Genomic DNA, 20,926 nt, shown 5'->3' on the forward strand with positions numbered 1-20,926 from the left:
CCGGTCGCGGGGCGACGCGGACCCGCGACCGGCCGCGCTCAGTCAGCCGGTCACTCGGCCGGCCGGTCACTCAGTCAGCGGAGGAGGTGCCTGTCCAGGCCCCCCACACCTGGTCGGCGACACCAGGCGCGGCGACCATGATCCCGCCGGACTCCGGAAACAGCGTCCGCTTCCCGTCCTCGCCGCGTACGTCCGCGCCGGCTTGGCCGGCGACGAACACCGCGGCCAGCAGGTCGATCGGGTTGAACGCCCCGATCACTCCGCCGGCCGCCCGGCCGGCGGCGACGCTGACCAGAGAAAGCGCCGAGGAGCCCATGATCCTCGTGGTGCACATCTGCCCGGCGAGCCGGTCGAGCATGTCGGTCATTCCGGGCCAGGGCCGGTACGCCGCCCACTCGGTGACCACGACCTCACCGGCCAGCCCGGTGGCGTCGGTGCACCGGATCGGGTCGCCGTTGCACAAGGCGGGGCCGCCCCGGACGGCGCTGAACACCTCGCCGCGGAAGGGGTCGGCCACCACACCGAGCGCAGGCCCGTCGGCGTCGGCGAGGGCGAGGCTGAACGAACACCAGGGCAGCCCGCTGGCGTAGTTGGTGGTGCCGTCCACCGGGTCGAGATACCAGGTCGGGGCACCGTCCGCGGCCGGGCGGCCGCCGTACTCCTCCCCCACCAGCGCATACGACGGAAAGCGTTCGGCCACGACGGAACGCACCCGGCGTTCGATCTCCCGGTCGGTCTCGGTCACCAGGTCGGCCGCGTTCGCCTTGGTGGTCACCGACGCGGGCCGGGTCCGCATCCGGTCGGCGGCCCAGCCGGCGAGTTCGAGGGCAGTGGCGAGTTCGTCGGCGTACGTCGTCATCGGGTCTCCGTCTGCCGGTCCCCGGCCCGACCGGCCGCGGGCCGGCCGCTCGTGAGCTGGTCACTCGTGAGCTGGTCACTCGTGAGCTGGTCGCTTGTCAGCTCCTCGCTGGTGAGCTGGTCGCGGGTGGGCCGGCGCAGCACGTCGACCAGCGAGGCGATCCGGTTGCTGATGATCGCGTCCACCCCGAGGCCGGCCAGCCGGGCCATCTGCTCGGGTTCGTCCACCGTCCAGGCCGACACCAGCCGGCCCGCCGCGTGGTTGGCGTCGACCGTCGGCTCGTCGAGGTGGATCCACTCCGGGTTGAAGTACTGCGGCCGCACCCGGTCCCACACCTCCTCGCCCGGCGGCGTCGGATGCCCCCAGGACAGCGCGATCTCGGCACCCGGTTGCCGCTCGCGGATCCGGGCCAGCGCCTCGGTGTCCCCGGCATAGAGAACGTGGGCATCCAGTCCACGCTCGCGTACCAGGTCCTGCGTGGCCAGCCCGATCGCGACGGAGGTGACGTCCAGCATCACCCGGGTGCCGAGGCGGACGATGAGGTCGAGCGCCTCCTCGGCGGTGGGCAGCGACCAGGCGCCGCCGGAGGCACGGTGGGCGGCGGCGAGGTCGGCGAACGACACCGACGACACCGGCCGCGGGTCGTCCCACAGGCGTTCCAGCGTGGGGTCGTGGAGTACGACGAGGCGGTCGTCCGCGGTCAGCCGCAGGTCGATCTCCACCATGTCGGCACCGGCGGCGACCGCCGCCTCGATGGCCGGCAGGGTGTTCTCCCGGTTGCCGCGTGGCTCGCCGCGGTGGGCGATGGCCGTGGTCACGTCAGGTCCTCCCGCTGACAGGCACTGGGTCCCGACGATCCTGGCACCTCACAGCCGTCGCGGGCGAACGGGGCGTGCCGACCGACCCACCCCCGGCCACTCCGGAAGCCCCGGCCACTCCGGCCGGCACCCTGCCGTTGCGACCGGCCACTCAGGCTCGGTCATGCCGACCGGGGCCACCCTGCCCTCGGGAGCCCCGGTCCGACGCGCTCCGCCTCGCCTCGCCCGGGCTACTTCACCCCGGCCTCGTGCATGCCGCGCAGCTCGCGCTTCAGCTCATGGATCTCGTCGCGCAACCTGGCGGCCAGCTCGAACTGGAGCTGCTCGGCCGCGGTGTTCATCTGCTGGTTGAGCTCCTGGATCAGGTCGGCCAGGTCCGATGCCGGCAAAGCGGCGAGGTCCTTCGCGTGCCGGCCGGCCTCGCCGAGGCTGGACAGCTCCGGCACCGGCGCCTTGCCACGGCTCTGCTGACGCCCCGCGCCACCCAGCAACTTCTGGGTGTCGGCGTCCTCGCGGGCGAGCATGTCGGTGATGTCGGCGATCCGCTTGCGCAGCGGAGTGGGGTCGATCCCCTTCTCCTTGTTGTAGGCGACCTGCTTCTCCCGCCGCCGGTTGGTCTCGTCGATCGCCATCTGCATGGACGGCGTGATCGAGTCGGCGTACATGATCACCTGGCCGGAGACGTTTCGGGCGGCTCGGCCGATGGTCTGGATCAGGCTGGTGCCCGAACGCAGGAAGCCCTCCTTGTCGGCGTCCAGGATGGCCACCAGCGAAACCTCCGGGAGGTCGAGACCCTCACGGAGGAGGTTGATGCCTACCAGCACGTCGTACTCGCCCATCCGCAGCTCGCGCAGCAGCTCCACCCGGCGCAGCGTGTCGACCTCGCTGTGGAGGTAACGCACCCGGATGCCCTGCTCGAGGAGGTAGTCGGTGAGGTCTTCGGCCATCTTCTTGGTGAGCGTGGTGACCAGGACCCGCTCCTGCTTGACCTCCCGCAGCCGGATCTCGTGGATGAGGTCGTCGATCTGGCCCTTGGTGTTCTTCACCACCACCTCGGGGTCGACCAGACCGGTGGGCCGGATGATCTGCTCGACGGTGCCGTTGCCCTTGCTCAGCTCGTAGTTGCCGGGCGTGGCGGACAGGTAGACCGTCTGGCCGATGCGCTCCAGGAACTCCTCCCAGCGCAGCGGCCGGTTGTCCATCGCAGACGGAAGCCGGAAACCGTGTTCGACCAGCGTCCGCTTGCGGGACATGTCGCCCTCGTACATCCCGCCGATCTGCGGCACCGTCACGTGGGACTCGTCGATGACCAGCAGGAAGTCCTCGGGGAAGTAGTCGAGCAGGCAGTGCGGCGGCGAGCCGGGCGCGCGCCCGTCGATGTGGCGCGAGTAGTTTTCGATGCCCGAGCAGGTGCCGATCTGGCGCATCATCTCGATGTCGTACGTGGTGCGCATGCGCAGCCGCTGCTCCTCCAGCAGCTTGCCCTGGCGCGCCAGCTCGGGCAGCCGCTCGGCGAGTTCCGCCTCGATGTCGCCGATCGCTCGTTCCATCCGCTCCGCACCGGCGACGTAGTGCGACGCCGGGAAGATGTAGAGCTCCTGATCCTCGGTGACGATCTCCCCGGTCACCGGGTGCAGGGTGGACAGCCGCTCGATCTCGTCGCCGAAGAACTCGATCCGGACGGCCATCTCCTCATAGACCGGGAAGACCTCGAGGGTGTCTCCGCGCACCCGGAAGGTGCCGCGGGTGCCGGCCGCGTCGTTGCGGGAGTACTGCATCTCGACCAGCCGGCGGAGCACCTGGTCGCGCTCGATCTCCTCACCGACCCGCACCCTGACCATCCGGTCGACATACTCCTGCGGGGTGCCCAGGCCGTAGATGCTGGACACCGTGGCGACCACGATCGTGTCGCGCCGGGTGAGCAGGGAGTTGGTGGCGGAGTGCCGCAGCCGCTCGACCTCCTCGTTGATCGAGGAGTCCTTCTCGATGTAGGTGTCGGACTGTGGGACGTAGGCCTCGGGCTGGTAGTAGTCGTAGTAGGAGACGAAGTATTCGACCGCGTTGTCGGGAAAGAAGTGCCGCAGCTCGTTGGCGAACTGCGCCGCGAGGGTCTTGTTGGGCTCGATCACCAGGGTCGGCCGCTGGAGCTTCTCCACCGCCCAGGCGACGGTCGCGGTCTTTCCGGTGCCGGTGGCACCCAGCAACACCACGTCGCGCTCGCCCGCCTCGATTCGGCGGGCGATGTCCTCGATGGCCTCCGGCTGGTCGCCGGAGGGGGCGAAGTCAGAGACCACCTTGAACGGCGCGACCTTGCGGACAATGTCAGTAACCGGACGCATGAAGCCCACCGTACGCCCGACCACCGACAGGCCCTCCCGCGCCGACCACGAACCGGGCCCACCGGGCGGATCGGGCCCCATCAGGCCGGATCGGACCCGGCCCACCCCGTCGAACGGCGTCTCAGGACGCGGCCGACCTCAGCCGCCGCCACAGCTCCTCCGCCCGGTCGTCGAGGTCGGTCAGTGACCCGGAGTTGTCCACGACCACGGTGGCGGCGGCTCGCCGCTCGTCCCGGGAGGCCTGGGCGGCGGCTCGCGCCCGCGCGTCGTCGGCGCTGATCCCCCGCACCCTGGTGAGCCGGTCGATCTGCACCTCCTCGGGCACGTCGACCACGATCACCTCGTCGAACCCATCCTGCTGCCCGGTCTCGACCAGCAGCGGAATGTCGTGGACGACCACCGCGTCCGGGTTCGCGGCGACGGCAGCCCGCTCGAGCTCGGCGGCCCGGGCGCGTACCCGAGGGTGGATGATCCCCTCCAGTCGCCGGCGTGCCTCGGTGTCGGCGAAAACCCGCCGCCCGAGCGCCGGGCGGTCGAGCGCGCCGTCGGAGCCGAGCACCTCCGCGCCGAACGCCTCGACCACCGCGGCCAGTCCCTCGGTGCCCGGCGCGACCACTTCCCGCGCCAGCCGGTCGGCATCGATCACGACGGCTCCGTGGTCGGCGAGCCGCCGCGCGACCTCGCTCTTGCCGGCCCCGATTCCGCCCGTCAACCCCACCCGCAGCACAGTCGGAGACGATAGCCGAGGCGGGGTTCAGCCGTGTGCGACGACCTGCGACATCGCCCGCCGGGCGCGCTCCAGGCTGGTGGCCAGCGGCTCGTCGAACCGGTTGGGGTTGAACGGCGCCCTGGTGGAGGCGTACAGCCCGCCGCTCACCTGCTCGACGTGGGCACCCTGGTACGCCTGGGCGATGCCGGCGTGCAGCCGGGTCAGGTCGAACCACGCATCCAGGAACAGGTCCGGCTCAGGGGTGACCAGGAGGTCCTTCGGCGACAGAAACGGTGCCTCCAGCACAACCGAGGCGTACAACGGCCGGAGCGTCACCGCCAGGGCAACCAGCAGCTCGCGGAGCCGGTCACCGAGGACGAACGCCGCCTTCTCGTCGGTGTAGGGGCGCTCCAGCGCCGACCCGTCCACCACGACCTCGATCGGGTCGGCGTCCAGCAGCGCCAGGGAGGTCATCGGCGAGCAGCGCCGGACGACCGGATCGCGCAGCCCGTCCAGGCGAGTCACGACCTGGCGTACCTCGGTCACGAGCGCGTCGTCCCGTCGCCCAGGGACGAACAGGCCCACGCCCGCCGGTTGCCATCCGAGCTCGTGCACCCCTCCAGTGTTGCCGACGGAAGGAGATCGGGACAGTGCACGACCAAACCCCGGCCGCGGGTGGAGGTGGGGCTCCACGCGGGGACTCAGGCGGGCGCGCCCGCCAGGATTTTTGCATCACCGGGGCCCGTCATGTCCGGACCGTCCCGCTCGTCCGGCGGCGGCGAACGTCCGGTTCGTACGGCTCGCTGGACCTGCCGCGCACCTGCGGTTTAATAGGCACTCGGAGCGGTTCGCCGACGAATGGCGGCGCCGGGCGATAGGTCGTGCCGTGGTCAACTGGGTCAGGTTTAGTCTGGCTGCGCTCACGGCGGATGCCGTATAAACGTGGCATGCCCGAACCGCGCGTTCCTCGTGACGAGGCCGAGGCCGCTCTGCATGCCCGCAGGGAGCTGGGTGCCGACTTCGAGCCGGCGGTCGTCGACTCCTTCGTCGACCGCATCGACGCGGCCATCGAGGCGCGGGTGGCCCAGGAGGTCAAGCGCGCGGGGAAGCCCGCGCCGAGACGCAAGGACGACGGCCACGCGCTGGCTCTGGCCATCGTCTCCTTGGGGGTGGCGATCCCGCTGTCGGGCCTGGCCGCCCACGAGGCCGGCGTCGCGGGCCTGGTCGTAGCGTGGCTCGGAATCGTCTTGGTCAATCTCGCCCACGCGCTCAGCCGGCTTCGCCGCGGCGACTAGGACAGCCCCCTGGATCCAGGACAGCCCCCTGGATCCCGGCTCCTTCTCCGCCTCCCGGCGCAACTCTCCTGCCCCCGCACCGCTTCTGTCGAAAACTGCACATACAGCGGCAACGGCCCCGCCGAGTGGCGGGGCCGTTGCCGTTGTCGCTGCTGTCGCGCCGGAGCGCGGGAACTCAGCCGTTGCCGGTGAGCTTCTCGCGCAGCGCCGCGAGCGCCTCGTCCGACGCCAGCGTGCCCTCGGCCTCACGCGACGGCTCGGCCGACGCGTAGGAGGACTGACCGGAGGAGGAAGAGGACGAGGAGGACGACGAAGACGCGGCCGCGGGGGCCTCGCTCTCCTCGATCTCGGCCTGCTGCGCGGCCTCGATCTGCTTCTTGTGCGCCTCCCAGCGGCTGTGCGCCTCGGCGTACTCGCGCTCCCACTGGTCGCGCTGCTTGTCGAAGCCCTCGAGCCACTCGCCCGTCTCCGGGTCGAAGCCCTCGGGGTACTTGTAGTTGCCCTGGTCGTCGTACTCGGCGGCCATGCCGTAGAGCGTCGGGTCGAACTGGTCCCCGATCGCCTCGGCGCCCTCGTTGGCCTGCTTGAGCGACAGCGAGATCCGGCGGCGTTCGAGGTCGATGTCGATGATCTTGACCATGACGTCGTTGCCGACCTGGACGACCTGCTCGGGCACCTCGACGTGGCGCTCGGCCAGCTCGGAGATGTGCACCAGGCCCTCGATGCCGTCGTCGACCCGGACGAACGCACCGAACGGCACCAGCTTGGTGACCTTGCCCGGCACGATCTGGCCGATCTGGTGGATCCGGGCGAACTGCTGCCACGGGTCCTCCTGCGTCGACTTCAGCGACAGCGAGACCCGCTCGCGGTCGAGGTCGACGTCGAGCACCTCGACGGTGACTTCCTGGCCGACCTCGACGACCTCGCTCGGGTGGTCGATGTGCTTCCAGGACAGCTCCGACACGTGCACCAGACCGTCGACGCCGCCGAGGTCCACGAACGCACCGAAGTTGACGATGCTGGAGACGACGCCCTTGCGGATCTGGCCCTTCTGCAGCTGGTGCAGGAAGTTCTGCCGGACCTCGGACTGGGTCTGCTCGAGCCACGCCCGCCGGGACAGGACCACGTTGTTGCGGTTCTTGTCCAGCTCGATGATCTTGGCCTCGAGCTCGCGGCTGACGTAGGGCTGCAGGTCGCGGACCCGCCGCATCTCCACCAGGGAGGCGGGCAGGAAGCCACGCAGACCGATGTCGAGGATGAGACCGCCCTTGACGACCTCGATGACGGTGCCGGTGACGACGCCGTCCTCCTCCTTGATCTGCTCGATCGTGCCCCAGGCGCGCTCGTACTGAGCACGCTTCTTGGACAGGATCAGGCGGCCTTCCTTGTCCTCCTTCTGGAGGACCAGCGCCTCGACGTGGTCGCCGACCTTCACCACTTCGCCCGGGTCGACGTCGTGCTTGATCGACAGCTCCCGAGCGGGGATCACGCCTTCGGTCTTGTAGCCGATGTCGAGCAGGACCTCGTCCCGGTCGACTTTCACGACGGTGCCCTCGACGATGTCACCGTCGTTGAAGTACTTGATTGTCTCGTCGATCGCGGCGAGGAAAGCCTCTTCCGAACCCACGTCGTTCACCGCGACCTGCGGCGTCTTCTGCTGGGCCGGTGCTGATTCGGTCAGCGGGGCCTCGATGCTGCTCGTCATCTGGTTGATGGCTCCGATATGGCGTTGGTCGTCGTCACGTGCGCGCGTGGACCCTTTGATCGCACTGCCGAGAAGTCGCGGCCGTTTTTCCTGGGCCGGAACCAGGTGATTTCGACAAGAACGAGCGCGAGCCTGCTCCGTCCGAGGTCGCACAGGCCCACAACGCTCATGTCAGGATACGGGTGCCCCGCAACAAGGGTCAACGCAACCCCGCAGACAGCGGGCCATCTCAAACGCGAGAACCCCGCGGAGCGTTCCCGCTGTGCGGTACATCGGAAGCCGAAGTGGTGGTTTGTCCGGTTATCGGACGACTTGCACAGGCTACGGTACGTCGCGGCGGAGAACGAACGAGGCTCACAGCCGGCGGATCGGCGGATCTCGGGACCCGCGCCGAGCACCGGCCCGCGACCAGTCCGCCAGAAGTCTAGGACAGGCCCTGGGGCCGTTCGGTGCTGCCGCCGGGACCCGGTCGCCGCTCGGAGGTCCAGTCGGGGCGTCCGCCGGACAGGTCCCGCGCCCGGGCACAGCGCAGCAGCAGGTCGGTGGCCGCACGGGTGATCTCGTGCTGTTCGGCCCTGCCGGCCAGGTCGACCAGGGCGAACAGGTCAACGGCCTGCGCGATCTGCCCGAACGCCGCAGGCAGCGGCGGGCCGTAGGTGCGCAACGCGTCGACGACAGCCGTGGCGAACACCTCGTCGGTCTCGAACCGCAGCAGGTTGCCCAGGTCGGCGAAAGGGTTGCCGGCATGGGCGTACTCCCAGTCGACCAGTCCGGTCACCTCTCCGCTCCCGGGGTCGACGAGGACGTTCTTGGGGTTGAAGTCGGAGTGGCACAGGCAGGTACGCCGGACCTCGTCGAGCAGGTCCTGACCCTGCCGGGCCACCTCCCGCAGGCCGGCGATGTCGGCGAAGCTCCAGCCGGCGAGGGCGCCGGACTCCCGGTGGGCGTTCACCCACTCCTCCAGTCCGCCGGCGGCTCCGGTCCAGGGCCGGATCCGCAGGTCGGCATCGACGAACTCCCCCGCCCTGGGGAACGGCATGCCCGACAGCCGCGCCAGCACCCTGCCGACGCTCGCGCCCGCCGCCTTCCGCAGCGACGGCGGGGCGTCCGGCAGCAGGCGGTCCAGCGGCACGCCGGGCAGTCGCTCCGTGAGCAGGTAGGCCGGCTGCTCTGGAGTCGCCCGGGTGCGCAGGTCGAGGACGCGGGGCACCGGCACCAGGTCGCGGACCAGGGCGAGCAGTGCGGCGTCGATCCCGGCCCGCCCGGGCTCGCGGAGGTAGAGCCGGAGCACGGCCTCCTCACCCGGTGCGCCGACGAGGAACGTCTCGCCGCTGTAGCCGCCCGAAAGCGGCTGAGCCTCGGCGCCCAGGAGGTGCCGGGCGGCCGTCGTCACGGGGTGCCGAACCGCGCCGGTGGCGGCATCGTGGTCGATTCGTCGCTCGAGGTCGCCGCCGGCCTCTCCGGAATCGTCTCCGAAGCCCTCGCCCGGAAGGTCGCCTGGTGTGGGTGGCATCGGCGTCGTGCCCTCAGCCCGCGGGCGCGAGGAAGGCCGCCAGCGCGTCGACGTACATCCCCGGGTCGGCCGCTCCGCACAGCTCCCGCGCGGAGTGCATCGCGAGCTGCGGCGCACCCACGTCGACGGTGGTGAGACCGACGCCGGCGGCCGTGATCGGTCCGACGGTGGAACCGCACGGCATGTCGGCGCGGCTGACGAACCGCTGCAGCGGGACGCCGGCCTGCTCGCAGGCCGACACGAACGCACCGGTGCCGCGCGCGTCGGTGGCGTAACGAAGGTTGACGTTGACCTTGAGCACCGGGCCGCCGTTGACCGCGATCTGGTGGTGGGGCTCGTGGCGCTCGGGATAGTTGGGATGCGTGGCGTGGGCCATGTCGCCGGACGCGCAGATCGACCCGGCGAGGGCCCGCAGGAGGTCCTCCCGGTCGCCGCCGCCGGCGAGCACGATCCGCTCCAGGACCGCGGGCAGCAGGGTGGACGCGGCGCCGCGCTCGGAGACGCTGCCCACCTCCTCGTGGTCGAACAGCACCAGCACCGGCACGAGCGGGTCGGCTCCGGGAGACTCCACCGCCTTCAGCAACGCGCGTACGCCGGCGTAGGTGGTGCCGAGGTTGTCCAGCCGCGGCGCGCTCACCAGGTCACCGTCGCGGCCGATCCGGCTGCTCGGCGCGAGGTCGTGGGTCATCAGCTCCCAGGCGAGCACGTCGCCGGGCTCGACCTTCAGCTCCTCGGCAACGAACTCGGTGAAGTCACCGGGTGAGGTGCCGACCCCCCAGACCGGGAACACGTGCTGCTGGGGGTTGAGCTTCACGCCGGTCTCGCGGATCTCGCGGTCGAGGTGGATCGCCAGTTGTGGCACCCGCAGGATCGGGCGGTCCACCAGCAGCAGGCGTTCGCCGGTGCCGTCCGAGGTGCGGACACTGACCCGGCCGGACAGGCCGAGGTCGCGGTCGAGCCAGGAGTTGAGCAGTGGGCCGCCGTAGGGCTCGGCGGCGAGGACCTGCCAGCCCGCCCTGGTGGAGTCGGGGTGCGGCTTGATCCGGAGGTTGGGGCTGTCGGTGTGCGCGCCGACCACGCGGAACGGCGTGTGCGGAACGGTCGCCTGCTCGGTGCTCCACGCGACCAGCGAGCCACCACGCACGGTGTAGTAGCGGCCGGGCTCGCGCGGCCAGCGAGCCGCCTCGTCCACCGCGGTGAACCCGGCCGCCTCCAGCCGGGCGGCCGCCTCGGCACAGGCGTGGAACGGCGACGGCGCGGCGTCGATGAACTCACACAGGCCGGCGGCTTCGGCGAAGCGCGCGGGTGCGGACGGGGAGTCGGTCGAGGGCTCAGTGGACATACGGAGGATCCTAGTGCGCTGGTCCGACAGGACCGCCGGACCAGCGACCGGCGGCGTCGATGAGCCGGCGGCGTCAAAGGACCCGGCGGGATTCAGCGGAGGAAGGTGCGTGGCGTGACCGAGGGTTCAGGCAGCACCGGACCGTCCGGCCACGCGCACGGCCCCCGGGTGCCCGGTGCGGCCAACCGGCGGTGGTGGGACGACAACGCCGACGGCTACCAGCACGAACACGGGGAGTTCCTGCGCGACACGGGCTTCGTGTGGGGACCGGAGGGCCTGGACGAGGCGGACGCGGGGCTGCTCGGCGACATACGCGGGCTGCGAGTCCTCGAAGTGGGCTGCGGAGCCGCCCAGTGCGCCCGCTGGCTTCGTACCGCCGGCGCTCACCCGGTCGGGGTCGACGTGTCGTTCCGGCAGGCGCAGCACGCCCGGCGGCTGGACGAGGTGACCGGCGTGACGGTGCCCGTGATCACCGCGGACGCCAGTGCGCTGCCGTTCGCCGACGCGGCGTTCGACGTGGCCTGCTCGGCGTACGGTGCGCTGCCGTTCGTCGCCGATCTCAATGCGGCGCTGCGCGAGGTGGCCCGGGTGCTGCGGGAGCGGGGGCGCTGGGTGTTCAGCGTCAGCCACCCGGTGCGGTGGGCGTTCCCGGACGACCCGGGCCCGGCGGGGCTGGTGGCCGACCGGTCCTACTTCGACCGGACGCCGTACGTCGAGACCGACTCGTCCGGGCGGTGGGTGTACGCCGAGTACCACCGCACGCTCGGCGACTGGGTACGCGCGCTGACCGCGACCGGCTTCGTCGTCCGCGACCTGGTGGAGCCCGCCTGGCCGGCGGACAACACCAACGTCTGGGGCGGGTGGAGCCCGCTTCGCGGCCGGCTGCTCCCCGGCACGGCGATCTTCGTCTGCCAACGCCCCTAGGCGAACCGAGATGGGCTCGGCCCGCTCAGTGGCCGGCCTCGTGCCAGGTGCGCCCCTCGCCGAGGGACACGTCGAGCGGGACGGTCAGGTCGGCGGCGCCGCCCATCTGGGCGCGGAGCAGCTCCTCGACCTGGGCCTGCTCCCCCGGCGCCACCTCCACCACGAGTTCGTCGTGCACCTGCAGCAGCACGCGGGAGGTGAGGCCGGCGCTGCGCAGCGCCTCGTCGACGCCGAGCATCGCGACCTTGATCAGGTCGGCCGCCGATCCCTGGATCGGCGCGTTCAGCGCCATCCGCTCGGCCATCTCCCGGCGCTGGCGGTTGTCGCTGGTGAGGTCGGGAAGGTAGCGACGGCGGCCGAGGATCGTCTCGGTGTAGCCGGTCTTGCGGGCCGCGTCGACCACGCCGCGCAGGTAGTCGCGCACGCCGCCGAAGCGCTCGAAGTACTCGTCCATCAGCCCGCGGGCCTCGGCGGTGTCGATGCGCAACTGCTGGGACAGGCCGTACGCCGACAGGCCGTAGGCGAGGCCGTAGTTCATCGCCTTGATCTTGGCCCGCATCTCCTGCGTCACCTCGGCCGGTGGAACGGAGAACACCCGCGAGGCGGTGGCCGCGTGGAAGTCCTCACCGGAGTTGAACGCGTCGATCAGCCCCGCGTCGGCGGACAGGTGCGCCATGATCCGCATCTCGATCTGGCTGTAGTCGGCGGTCACCAGGCGTTCGAATCCCGGCCCCACGACGAACGCCTCCCGGATGCGACGGCCCTCCTCGGTGCGGATCGGGATGTTCTGCAGGTTGGGGTCGGTGGACGACAGCCGGCCGGTCGCGGCGATGGTCTGGTTGAACGTGGTGTGGATGCGGCCGTCGTGGGCGATCGTCTTGAGCAGTCCCTCGACCGTGGACCGCAGCCTCGATGCGTCGCGGTGGGCCAGCAGGTGGGCGAGGAACGGGTGCTCGGTCTGTACGTACAGCTGCTGCAGCGCCTCGGCATCGGTGGTGTAGCCGGTCTTGGTGCGCTTGGTCTTCGGCATGCCGAGCTTGTCGAAGAGGACGACCTGCAGCTGTTTGGGTGAGCCGAGGTTGATCTCCTCGTCGATCACGCGGTAGGCCTCGTCCGCGGCCTGCTTGACCTGGCCGGCGAAGTGGGCCTCCAGCTCCGACAGCCGGTCCGCGTCCACGCAGATGCCGACCTGTTCCATCCGGGCGAGCACGCTCACCAACGGCAGCTCGACCTCGCCGAGCAGCCGGGCACCGCCTCGCTGGGAGAGCTCCTCGTCGAGCTTGGCGGCCAGGTCGATGACGGCTCGGGCGGCGACCATGGCGGTGTCGGCGACGCCACCGGAGTCGTCCACGCCGTCCAGGCTGAGCTGGCCGTCGTCGGCCGTCTCGGTGCGCAGCTCGCGGCGGAGGTAGCGCAGGGTGAGGTCGGACAGGTCGTAGGACCGCTGGTCGGGACGGACGAGGTAGGCGGCGAGCGCGGTGTCGCTGGTGAGGCCGCGCAGCGTCCAGCCCCGGGCGGCGAGCGCGAGGATCGGGCCCTTCGCGTCGTGCAGCGCCTTCTCGTGCGCGGCGTCGGCGAGCCAGTCGGCGAGGACCTGCTCGTCCTCGGGGGTCATCAGGGTCGGGTCGAGCCAGACGGCGGTGCCGTCGGAGGAGGCCAGCGCGACACCGGCGACGTCTCCGGTGCCTCTCCCCCAGCTGCCCTGGACGTGCAGCCCGGTGCGCACCGTGCCCGGCGCACCCTTGGCGTGCTTGTCCAGCCAGCCCGCGAGCTGCCCCGGCTCCAGTGCGGCGCCGGTGACCTCGAAGCCCTCCTCGGCCTCGGGCTCGGCGGTCTGCAGGGTCGCGAACAGCCGCTCGCGCAGCACCCGGAACTCCAGCGCGTCGAACACCGAGTGCACGGCGTCGCGGTCCCACGGCCGCAGGGCGAGATCGCCGGGCTGGAACGGGAGGGACACGTCGCGGACGAGCTCGTTGAGCTGGCGGTTCTGCAGCACCTGCCCGAGGTGTGCCCGCAGCGACTCGCCGGCCTTGCCCTTCACCTCGTCGACGTGCGCGACCAGGTCGTCCAGCGAGCCGTACTGGTTGAGCCACTTCGCCGCGGTCTTCGGCCCCACGCCGGGAACGCCGGGGAGGTTGTCGCTGGTCTCGCCGACCAGCGCGGCGAGGTCGCTGTAACGCCCAGGTGGGATCGCGTAACGCCGCTCCACCTCCGCCGGAGTGATCCGGGCGACCTCCGACACCCCGCGGGTTGGGTAGATCACCGTCAGGTCGTCGCTGACGAGGGAGAACGAGTCACGATCGCCGGACACGACGAGCACCTCGTGGCCCTGCGCCACCGCCGCCGTGGCGAGCGTCGCGATCACGTCGTCGGCCTCGTAGCCCTCCGCCTCGGCGAACGGGATGTTGAGCGCGCCGAGCACTTCCTTGATCAGCGGCAGCTGGCTGCGGAACTCGTCCGGCGTCTTCTGCCGGCCGGCCTTGTATTCCGCATAGGCCTCGCTGCGGAACGTCTGCCGCCCGACGTCGAACGCCACCGCGATGTGGGTCGGCTGCTCGTCGCGCAGCATGTTGATCAGCATCGAGGTGAAGCCGTAGACCGCGTTGGTGGTCTGGCCCGTCGCGGTGGAGAAGTTTTCCGCCGGCAGGGCGAACCACGCCCGGTAGGCCAGCGAGTGGCCGTCGAGGAGCAGGAGCCGGGGTCGGTCGGTGCGGGGTGCGTCTGCCACGGAGGCGACTCTAGTGGTCCCCACCGACAGCCCGGGCCGACCGGGCGGCACCGGGCGACCGGCCGTCTGGTCAACTGGTCGCATGTCGCAGTTGCCGGAAGCGCCCATCCACCGACGCCTCGGGATCACGATCACCGAGGCCGGTCCGGACCGGTGCGTGGGGACGATGCCGGTGGAGGGCAACACCCAGCCGTTCGGGCTGTTGCACGGCGGCGCGTCGTGCGTCCTCGCGGAGAGCCTGGGCTCGGTCGCCGCAGTGCTGTGGGCCGGGCCGGGCCGGATCGCGGTCGGCGTGGACCTGAACGCCACCCACCACCGAGGCGTACGCGGCGGCTCGGTCACCGGGGTGGCCACCCCGCTGCACCGCGGCCGGACCACCGCGACGTACGAGGTGGTGATCAGCGACGAGGACGGGCGGCGCGTGTGCACCGCCCGCCTCACCTGTCACCTCCGCGACGTCGAACCACCGGCCGAACCACCAGCCGACCCCGGCGCCTGCTGAGCTCCCCGGGAGGTCAGGCCTCCCTGCGTACGGACACCCGGACGGTCCAGCCCTCGCCGACCTCGACGGCCGGTCCCGCGCCGTCGACCGGCTCGCTCCCGACCTCGAGCTGACGGGCGAGCGTCTCCCCCGCCACCAGCTCGCGGTGGGTGTCGACGGCCCCGCGCACCTGCTCGTCGGGCGAGGTGACCGTCAGCGCGATCCGGTCCGAGACGTCCAGACCGGCGTCGCGCCGGGCCTGCTGCACCGCCCGGATCACGTCCCGCGCGACGCCCTCGGCGGTCAGCTCCGGGGTCACCTCGGTGTCCAGGTCGACCACGCCGACGTCGCCCGGAAGCGCGGCCGAGGACTCCGGCCGGGCCGGGACGAGCCGCAGCTCGTACTCCCCCTCGGCCAGGGTGACACCGCCGGCCACCACGCCGTCGTCGCCGACCGACCAGTCGCCGCCCTTGACCGCGCGGATGACCCGCTGCACGTCCTTGCCGAGCCGCGGCCCCAGCGCTCGCGGAACCACCGAAAGCACCCGTTGACAGTGCGCCGCCACGTCGGCGTCGAGGCGGACCTCCTTGACGTTGACCTCGTCGCGGACCAGGTCGACGAACGGGCGCAGCCGCTCGGCGTCGGGTGCAGCCACGGTCAGGCTGGCCAGCGGCAGCCTGACCCGCAGGCCCTTCGCCTTGCGCAGGGCGAGCGCCGCGGAGCACACCGCGCGTACGCCGTCCATCGAGGCCACCAGGTCGGGGTCGGCCGGCAGGCTGCCGGCGTCCGGCCAGTCGGTCAGGTGCACCGAGCGTTCGCCGGTGAGCCCGCGCCACACCTCCTCGGTCACCAGCGGGAGCAGCGGTGCCGCCACCCGGCACAGCACCTCCAGCACGGTGTAGAGGGTGTCGAACGCGTCCTGGTCACCGGACCAGAAGCGGTCCCGCGAGCGCCGGACGTACCAGTTGGTCAGCACGTCCAGGAACGACCGCACCGCCGCGCACGCCCCGGAGATGTCGTACGAATCCAGCTCCGCGGTCGTCTCCACCACCGTGTCGTGCAGCTTCGCGAGCACGTAGCGGTCGAGTACGTGGGTGGAGTCGGTACGCCAGCGGGCCTGGGCGTTCTCGGCGTTCGCGTACAGGGTGAAGAAGTAGTACGCGTTCCACAGCGGGTTGATCGACTGCCGGACGGCCTCCCGGAACGCCGTGTCGGCCACGATCGCGTCCCCGCCGCGCAGCACCGGCGACGACATCAGCGCCCACCGCATCGCGTCCGCGCCGTAGGAGTCGAACACCGCCCGCACGTCGGGGTAGTTGCGCAGGCTCTTGGACAGCTTGCGCCCGTCGTCGCCCTGCAGGATGCCGTGCACCACGCAGTTGCGGAACGCCGGCCGGTCGAACAGCGCGGTCGCCAGCACGTGCAGGAGGTAGAACCACCCGCGCGTCTGCGGGACGTACTCCACGATGAAGTCGCCCGGGTAGTGGTTCTCGAACCACTCGGTGTTCTCGAACGGGTAGTGCACCTGGGCGAACGGCATCGACCCGGAGTCGAACCAGCAGTCCAGCACCTCCGGGACCCGGCGCATGGTCGACCGGCCGGTCGGGTCGTCGGGGTTGGGCCGGGTCAGCTGGTCGATGCCGGGGCGGTGCAGGTCGGTCGGGCGTACGCCGAAGTCACGCTCCAGCTCGTCCAGCGAGCCGTAGACGTCGGTCCGCGGGTAGTTGGGATCGTCGGACTTCCACACCGGGATCGGCGAACCCCAGAAGCGGTTCCGGCTGATCGACCAGTCGCGGGCGTTGGCCAGCCACTTGCCGAACGACCCGTCGCGCACGTGCGCCGGCGTCCACTCGATCTGCTGGTTGAGCTCGACCATCCGGTCCCGGAACCGCGTGACCTCCACGAACCAGCTGTCCACCGCCTTGTAGACGAGCGGTGTGTCGCACCGCCAGCAGTGCGGGTAGGGGTGGGTGTAGCTGTCCTGGCGGAACAGGACGCCCCGCTCCCGTAGCTCGCGCAGCAGCGGCCGGTTGGCCTCGAAGACCTGCAGCCCCTCGAACCTCGGCGCGACCGACGTGAACCGCGTGTGGTCGTCGACGGTGACGATCACCGGGATGCCGGCGGCCGTGCACACGTTGAAGTCGTCCTCACCATGGGATGGCGCGACCTGGACGACGCCGGTGCCGTCCTCGGTGGAGACGAAGTCCCCGGCCAGCACCGTGAACGCGGCGGGCACCTCCGCCATCGCGTCGGCCAGGAAGTCGAACAGCGGGTTGTACTTGCGGCCGACGAGCTCGCTGCCCTTGAGCGTCCCCACCCGGGTGGCGCCCTCGAACTCCGCGGCGTAGGCGTCCAGCCGGGCCTCGGCGAGGATCCAGCGGTGCCCCTCGTGCTCGAGGACGGCGTAGTCGATGTCGGGCCCGACGACCAGTGCGACGTTGGGCACCAGCGTCCACGGCATCGTCGTCCAGGCGAGGATCCGCTCACCGGTCTCGAGCTCGAACCACACCGTGCTCGCCGGGTCGGTCCGGTCACGGTAGACGTCGTCCATCCGGGTCTCGGTGTTGGAAAGCGGCGTCTCGCACCGCCAGCAGTACGCCAGCACGCGGAACCCCTGGTAGACCAGCCCCTTGTCGTGCAGCGTCTTGAACGCCCACATGACGCTCTCCATGTAGGACAGGTCGAGCGTCTTGTAGTCGTTGCCGAAGTCGACCCACCGGGCCTGGCGGTTGACGTAGCTCTCCCACTCGGAGGTGTAGCGCAGCACCGACGTGCGGCAGACCTCGTTGAACCGCTCGACGCCGAGCTCCACGATCTCCCGCTTGGTGGAGATGCCCAGCTCGCGCTCGGCCTCGACCTCGGCCGGCAGGCCGTGGCAGTCCCAGCCGAACCTGCGCTCGACCCGGCGGCCGCGCATGGTCTGGTAGCGGGGAACGAGGTCCTTGACGAACCCGGTCAGCAGGTGGCCGTAGTGGGGCAGGCCGTTGGCGAACGGCGGACCGTCGTAGAAGACGAACTCGTTGTCGCCACGCTCACCCGCCGGGCGCTGGTCGACGCTGGCCTGGAAGGTCTTGTCGGCCTCCCAGTGGTCGAGCACCTCGCGTTCGAGATCGGGGAACGACGGGGAGGCGGGCACCTTCGCGTCGTCGCGGTGTCGGGGGTAGCTCATCTCGCAGGCGTCCTCGGGTCGCAGCGCGAGCTGTGCGCTCGTGCCGTGCGGTCGTGCGAGGACGAACCCGCGCCACCGGTCGGCGCGTGCCCGCGGTACCACCTCGCTTGGCCCGGTCGCGACGGGGAGTCGCGGTCGGGCCCGCTCGTTGGCCGGCTGTCACGGGCCGGACCCGTCCGGGTCTAGTAGGAGCCCCGAGGGGCGCCGTTCTTCCGGAGGCTCGCCGGTGATGGCCGGGTCGACGCCTGTACGCCAAGACTACCGACGCGCGCCAGCCGGTATCTCGTATCCCTCGGATCGCCACGGATCGGCCCGGAACCACACGGTCCGGGCGGTCCGGGCGGAGGAGCCGCCGCCGCGGGTGGTCTCGTAGTGTTCGGGTGGTGCTCCGCGGCTTCGGCACCCTGCTCAACGTCTCCACGATCCTGGTCGGCACCGGCCTGGGCGTCCTGCTCGGCCACCGCCTGCCCGGCCGCACCCGGGACGTGGTGACCGACGCGATCGGCCTGGTCACCCTGCTGATCGCGGCGTTCGCCGCCTACGCCGTCCGGGATCCGGCCCTGGTGGGCCTGGTGGGCCCGAACGCGCCGATGCTGATCGTCCTCGCCTCGCTGGTCGCCGGCGGGGTGATCGGGTCACTGCTGCGGCTCGAACTCCGCCTGGAGGGTCTGGGCCACCGGCTGCAGGCACGGCTGGCCGGCCGGGCGGCCTCACCGGAGCGCCGCCGGTTCGTGGAGGGGTTCGTGGCCGCGTCGCTGCTGTTCTGCGTGGGCCCGCTCACCGTCCTGGGCTCGATCTCCGACGGTCTCGGGCGCGGCTCGCAGCAGCTGGCGCTCAAGGCGACGCTGGACGGGATCACCTCGGTGGCGTTCGCGGCCTCCTTCGGCTGGGGCGTCGCCGCCGCCGCGCTCACCGTCCTGGTGGTTCAGGGCGGGCTCACGGTCGTCGGCGCACTGGCGGGAACGTTCCTGTCCACCGGTCAGGTCTCGGCACTGACCGCCACCGGCGGGCTGTTGCTGGTCGGGGTCGCGCTGCGGCTGTTGCGGATCAAGCAGCTGCCGGTGGGCGACCTGCTGCCCGCCCTCCTGCTGGCACCTCTGTTCACGGCCCTGGTGTCAGCGTGGGCATGACGTCCACCGGGCCTCGCTCGTGTCCGCCCCCGGAGCTGACGACGGTGCACGACAGCGGGAGCGGTTCGGCCCCGGCCGGCAGGCGCACCACCCGGCCGTCATCGCCCGCGACCGGCAGCACCGGGCGCCACCGGGCGTCCCGCAGGACCACCTGACTGGCACCTGGGCCGGGCACGGCCGCCACCACGAGCAGCCCGGAACGTGCGTTGAGACAGCCCAGCGCGACCGCACGCCGGCGGACCAGCCGGGGCACGTCCATGGTGGCCACGCACTCCAGGTGACGCCCCCGCCAGGCGACCACCGCGACCTTGTGGCCCTGCCGGCCGCGTAGCTCGACCACGGCCATCCGGCCGGCTCCGTCGCGCTCCTCGGCGAGCAGTGAGATGTCCAGGCCGCGGGCCACGGTCATCGCGGCGGACTCCGCCAGCACGGCCCGTCCGTCGTCGTAGGCCGCGAGATCCAGCCGCCGGGTGCCTCCCCAGGTCGGGTTCTCCAGCTGCACCGGCGGGAGCCCGACGGCGAGGTGTTCGGGCGCGGCGGCGACAGTGGTCACCGAGTCCGTGCCGTCGGTCAGCGGCCGGTCGAAGACCACGACGCTGCCGTACGGCGAGCGCCGGTCGTCGTGGTGCCAGGCGGTGGTCAGGCCGTCCCCGGCCGGCCGGACCTCGGCCCACTCCGAGTCCCGGCCGAGCGGCTTGTCCCCCACCCGGCGCCACAGCCGCAGGCGGGCGGTCGGCACGACGTCCCCGGCTCCGGCCTGGGAGGCGGGCACGCCCGCGCCCGAGGTGGAGTCGGCGGGCGCCAGGACCAGCCGCATCACCGCCGCGTCCTCGCCCGGCCCGGAAGGGACTCCGGAGTAGTTGATCACCAGTGCCCTCGGTGGCGGGTCGCCCAGCCGTTCCTGGCGATCGAGCCGCAGCGCCGGGGGCCGGCCGCGGTCGGCGATCTGGGCGACGTAGCTGTGACCGTCCTTGCCGACGCCCTGCAGCAGCGCGACCCGGCCCGCGCCGATCCGGCCGGCCCACACCGCGTAGATCTTGCTCAGCTCGCCCGGCATCGTCTGCCCGGTCGACTCCCGCCACACCCGGGTGGCCTCGGCGATGAAGTCCCGGTTGTCGGCGAGGTCACCGCGCGGGACCCACGGCACCAACCGAGCGTCGGTGGGTGGCGCCGGCGGGTTGAGGGCGCGCAGCACCGGGTCCGCTCCGAGCGGGAAGCCGACGAGGGCGAGCAGCGCGATGGCCACCGCCAGGCCGAGCCGGCGACGTCCGGGCCGGCGCCAGGTGTCGCGTTCGGCGGTGTACCGCACGCTGTGGCCCAGGCTCGGGTCGGCCGACAGCGCCGGGCCGGCGAGCTTCATCCCGGCCTTCTCCATCACCCGCGCGGACGCGCCGTTGGCGGTGTAGCACTGGGCGGAGATGCTGCGTACGCCCAACTTGCCGAAGCCGTAGGACAGCACGGCGATGAGCGCCTCGGTCATGTAGTCGTGGCCCCAGGCCGACCGGTCCAGCGCGTACCCGACTGTCAGCTCACCGGCTCTCGGGTCGAAGGACCGGGCGATCCCGATCCAGCCGATCACCACGCCGGACGACCGCAGCACGATCGCCGAGTCGTGGGAGGTGCGCGGCGTCTGCGCGTTGAACCGGCGCACCGCGTCGAACCACGCGTCCGGACTCGTGCCGGCCTGTTTGTCGAGATACCGCGTGACGTCGGGATCCTCCCGCCACATCCGGACAGCGCTCCGGTCGGCCTCGACGAAGTCCCGGATGAGCAGCCGCCTGCTCCGACACTCCATGGCCCCCAGTGTTCCGGGTCGCAGGGACGCGCATGCACCGATTGCGAAGTGCGCGCCGCGGCTTTCCGCCCGGCTCGGGACCCTGCGAGCGATCCGCCCACCGGACCGCCCACCGATCC

The 20,926-nt window shown here is 71.6% G+C and carries 15 protein-coding genes; 4 read left to right on the forward strand and 11 right to left on the reverse strand.

Annotated elements, in window-relative coordinates; translation table 11 throughout:
* Positions 1 to 70: 70 nt before the first annotated feature.
* The 5 genes from ABZV93_RS09140 to ABZV93_RS09160 form a co-directional block, all read right to left on the reverse strand.
* Positions 71 to 859, reverse strand: coding sequence for an inositol monophosphatase (locus ABZV93_RS09140; protein WP_354932695.1), 789 nt, complete (start codon positions 857 to 859; stop codon positions 71 to 73).
* Positions 856 to 1,677, reverse strand: a complete 822-nt coding sequence (locus tag ABZV93_RS09145) for a glycerophosphodiester phosphodiesterase (protein ID WP_354932697.1) — start codon at positions 1,675 to 1,677, stop codon at positions 856 to 858. The genes ABZV93_RS09140 and ABZV93_RS09145 overlap by 4 nt, the downstream gene beginning before the upstream one ends.
* A gap of 230 nt (positions 1,678 to 1,907) precedes the next feature.
* Positions 1,908 to 4,016 (reverse strand): excinuclease ABC subunit UvrB, encoded by a 2,109-nt coding sequence (gene uvrB / locus ABZV93_RS09150; protein ID WP_354932699.1) that lies wholly within the window; start codon positions 4,014 to 4,016, stop codon positions 1,908 to 1,910.
* Between the two features lie 121 nt (positions 4,017 to 4,137).
* Entirely contained in the window at positions 4,138 to 4,734 is a 597-nt protein-coding gene (gene coaE, locus ABZV93_RS09155; RefSeq protein ID WP_354932701.1) for a dephospho-CoA kinase, read from the reverse strand.
* A gap of 36 nt (positions 4,735 to 4,770) precedes the next feature.
* Complete coding sequence (locus tag ABZV93_RS09160; protein WP_354932703.1) at positions 4,771 to 5,340, reverse strand: hypothetical protein; 570 nt, start codon at positions 5,338 to 5,340, stop codon at positions 4,771 to 4,773.
* Between the two features lie 332 nt (positions 5,341 to 5,672).
* On the opposite strand from ABZV93_RS09160, the gene ABZV93_RS09165 reads away from it, so the two are divergent.
* Complete coding sequence (locus tag ABZV93_RS09165) at positions 5,673 to 6,020, forward strand: hypothetical protein (RefSeq protein WP_354932705.1); 348 nt, start codon at positions 5,673 to 5,675, stop codon at positions 6,018 to 6,020.
* 175 nt (positions 6,021 to 6,195) lie between these two features.
* On the opposite strand, the gene rpsA is transcribed toward ABZV93_RS09165, so the two are convergent.
* The 3 genes from rpsA to ABZV93_RS09180 all read right to left on the reverse strand — a co-directional run bounded on the left by rpsA (position 6,196) and on the right by ABZV93_RS09180 (position 10,580).
* Positions 6,196 to 7,725: a 30S ribosomal protein S1 gene (rpsA, locus tag ABZV93_RS09170; protein ID WP_354932707.1), complete on the reverse strand. Its 1,530-nt coding sequence runs from the start codon at positions 7,723 to 7,725 to the stop codon at positions 6,196 to 6,198.
* 424 nt (positions 7,726 to 8,149) lie between these two features.
* Complete coding sequence (locus ABZV93_RS09175; RefSeq protein ID WP_354932709.1) at positions 8,150 to 9,238, reverse strand: phosphotransferase; 1,089 nt, start codon at positions 9,236 to 9,238, stop codon at positions 8,150 to 8,152.
* Between the two features lie 13 nt (positions 9,239 to 9,251).
* On the reverse strand, positions 9,252 to 10,580 hold the full coding sequence (locus ABZV93_RS09180; protein WP_354932711.1) for a M18 family aminopeptidase: 1,329 nt from the start codon (positions 10,578 to 10,580) through the stop codon (positions 9,252 to 9,254).
* A 114-nt stretch (positions 10,581 to 10,694) separates the two neighbouring features.
* Here ABZV93_RS09180 and ABZV93_RS09185 point away from each other — a divergent pair, with 114 nt between their 5' ends.
* A complete protein-coding gene (locus tag ABZV93_RS09185; RefSeq protein ID WP_354932713.1) occupies positions 10,695 to 11,504 on the forward strand; it encodes a class I SAM-dependent methyltransferase in 810 nt (269 codons plus the stop codon).
* A gap of 25 nt (positions 11,505 to 11,529) precedes the next feature.
* Here ABZV93_RS09185 and polA read toward each other — a convergent pair whose 3' ends face one another.
* Positions 11,530 to 14,316 (reverse strand): DNA polymerase I, encoded by a 2,787-nt coding sequence (gene polA / locus ABZV93_RS09190; RefSeq protein WP_354932715.1) that lies wholly within the window; start codon positions 14,314 to 14,316, stop codon positions 11,530 to 11,532.
* Here polA and ABZV93_RS09195 point away from each other — a divergent pair.
* Complete coding sequence (locus ABZV93_RS09195; protein ID WP_354932717.1) at positions 14,315 to 14,734, forward strand: hotdog fold thioesterase; 420 nt, start codon at positions 14,315 to 14,317, stop codon at positions 14,732 to 14,734. The genes polA and ABZV93_RS09195 overlap by 2 nt on opposite strands.
* A gap of 13 nt (positions 14,735 to 14,747) precedes the next feature.
* Here ABZV93_RS09195 and ileS read toward each other — a convergent pair whose 3' ends face one another.
* The gene (gene ileS / locus ABZV93_RS09200; RefSeq protein WP_354932719.1) at positions 14,748 to 17,882 is read right to left on the reverse strand and encodes an isoleucine--tRNA ligase; all 3,135 of its coding nucleotides are present in this window, start codon (positions 17,880 to 17,882) and stop codon (positions 14,748 to 14,750) included.
* A 383-nt stretch (positions 17,883 to 18,265) separates the two neighbouring features.
* Between ileS and ABZV93_RS09205 the strand changes: the two genes are divergently transcribed.
* Positions 18,266 to 19,012, forward strand: a complete 747-nt coding sequence (locus ABZV93_RS09205; protein ID WP_354932721.1) for a DUF554 domain-containing protein — start codon at positions 18,266 to 18,268, stop codon at positions 19,010 to 19,012.
* Here the strand turns inward: ABZV93_RS09205 and ABZV93_RS09210 are convergent.
* A complete protein-coding gene (locus ABZV93_RS09210; RefSeq protein ID WP_354932723.1) occupies positions 18,984 to 20,807 on the reverse strand; it encodes a GNAT family N-acetyltransferase in 1,824 nt (607 codons plus the stop codon). The two genes, ABZV93_RS09205 and ABZV93_RS09210, sit on opposite strands and share 29 nt — an antisense overlap.
* Positions 20,808 to 20,926: the final 119 nt, after the last annotated feature.

The sequence above is a fragment of the Actinopolymorpha sp. NPDC004070 genome (assembly GCF_040610475.1).
GTDB lineage: Bacteria > Actinomycetota > Actinomycetes > Propionibacteriales > Actinopolymorphaceae > Actinopolymorpha.

Excerpts from the sequence above, each read along its gene's own strand:
- ABZV93_RS09140 (WP_354932695.1), bottom strand. The coding sequence starts at position 859 with ATGACGACGTACGCCGACGAACTCGCCACTGCCCTCGAACTCGCCGGC.
- uvrB (WP_354932699.1), bottom strand. The coding sequence starts at position 4,016 with ATGCGTCCGGTTACTGACATTGTCCGCAAGGTCGCGCCGTTCAAGGTG.
- ABZV93_RS09165 (WP_354932705.1), top strand. The coding sequence starts at position 5,673 with ATGCCCGAACCGCGCGTTCCTCGTGACGAGGCCGAGGCCGCTCTGCAT.
- rpsA (WP_354932707.1), bottom strand. The coding sequence starts at position 7,725 with ATGACGAGCAGCATCGAGGCCCCGCTGACCGAATCAGCACCGGCCCAG.
- ABZV93_RS09175 (WP_354932709.1), bottom strand. The coding sequence starts at position 9,238 with ATGCCACCCACACCAGGCGACCTTCCGGGCGAGGGCTTCGGAGACGAT.
- ABZV93_RS09180 (WP_354932711.1), bottom strand. The coding sequence starts at position 10,580 with ATGTCCACTGAGCCCTCGACCGACTCCCCGTCCGCACCCGCGCGCTTC.
- ABZV93_RS09195 (WP_354932717.1), top strand. The coding sequence starts at position 14,315 with ATGTCGCAGTTGCCGGAAGCGCCCATCCACCGACGCCTCGGGATCACG.
- polA (WP_354932715.1), bottom strand. The coding sequence starts at position 14,316 with ATGCGACCAGTTGACCAGACGGCCGGTCGCCCGGTGCCGCCCGGTCGG.
- ileS (WP_354932719.1), bottom strand. The coding sequence starts at position 17,882 with ATGAGCTACCCCCGACACCGCGACGACGCGAAGGTGCCCGCCTCCCCG.
- ABZV93_RS09210 (WP_354932723.1), bottom strand. The coding sequence starts at position 20,807 with ATGGAGTGTCGGAGCAGGCGGCTGCTCATCCGGGACTTCGTCGAGGCC.